This window comes from Demequina salsinemoris, from assembly GCF_000974805.1.
Taxonomy (GTDB): Bacteria; Actinomycetota; Actinomycetes; order Actinomycetales; family Demequinaceae; genus Demequina; species Demequina salsinemoris.
Genome location: NZ_BBQZ01000018.1, coordinates 1 through 937 on the forward strand (window position 1 = coordinate 1; position 937 = coordinate 937).

At 63.4% G+C, this 937-nt stretch carries 1 protein-coding gene; it reads right to left on the reverse strand.

The features are described from left to right. A partial coding sequence (locus AOP78_RS14640; RefSeq protein ID WP_152659601.1) for a hypothetical protein occupies positions 1 to 626 on the reverse strand: 626 nt, incomplete at its 3' end. Positions 627 to 937: the final 311 nt, after the last annotated feature.

Here is a 937-nt window from a genome sequence, read left to right on the forward strand (position 1 = left end):
GCGGCCACGGCGATCGCGGCGATCGCGATGACGAGGATCTTGGTCTGGGCGGTCTGGGCCTGGACGTGCTCGACCTGCGCGGTCACCTGCTCGTCGATCTGCGTCTGGATGCTGTTGATGTTGGCCACGACCGTGTCGCCGATCTCGCGGCGCGTGTCCGCATCGACCGGGTCGCCCTCGTAGGTCGGGTCGTAGAGGGAGGCCTGCGCATCCTTGTAGGAGCCCCAGGCGGCCTGCTCCTCCTCCGTCACGACGACAGCCGTGCCGAAGCGCTCCTCGTACAGCGTGTTGAACTCGCCGATCGCCGTCTCCCAGGCGGTGTAGTTCTCCTGCTGGATGGCCCAGCCGTCGGCGATGTCCGCCGCGTCGGTGTACGTAGCGAGACGCAGGCCCTGCATGCGGACCGTGTACAGGTCGTCCTTGACCTCCGTCATCTTGGCGTCGATCTCATAGATGTTCGACATGATCTGGAAGTCCTCGCTGCCCTGCTTGGTGAGCTGGACATAGGCGAGGGTGGCGACAGCTGCCAGCAGCAGCACCACCGTCCCGAAGGCGGCGGCGATCTGAGCGGACAGCGGGAACCGCTTGTTCAGGCGGCCGCGCTTGGTGACTGCGGTGGTTTCCATGATTCTCCATGAGAGCGAGGTGTGTTCTACAAGTCACCTGCCTATCGGCCGAGCCTCCCCTGCAATAAGCAACAATCGCGCAATTGGCGGCGGATTCCGCATTTCGCGGAATTTACTTCGTTGCAGATATACCGTTATTTGAGAATGCCCCGAAGAATGGGAGCCACCAGGCACCTGCTTCCTGCGCGGATCTCAGATCTCAGTAGGTGAAGTACTCGACCTTCGCACGCAGGTTCGCCGACAGCTCGGCGAGCTCGTTCACGGATGCGCCGATCTGGTCCAGGACCTGGGCCGCGTCGGACGACGCCTGC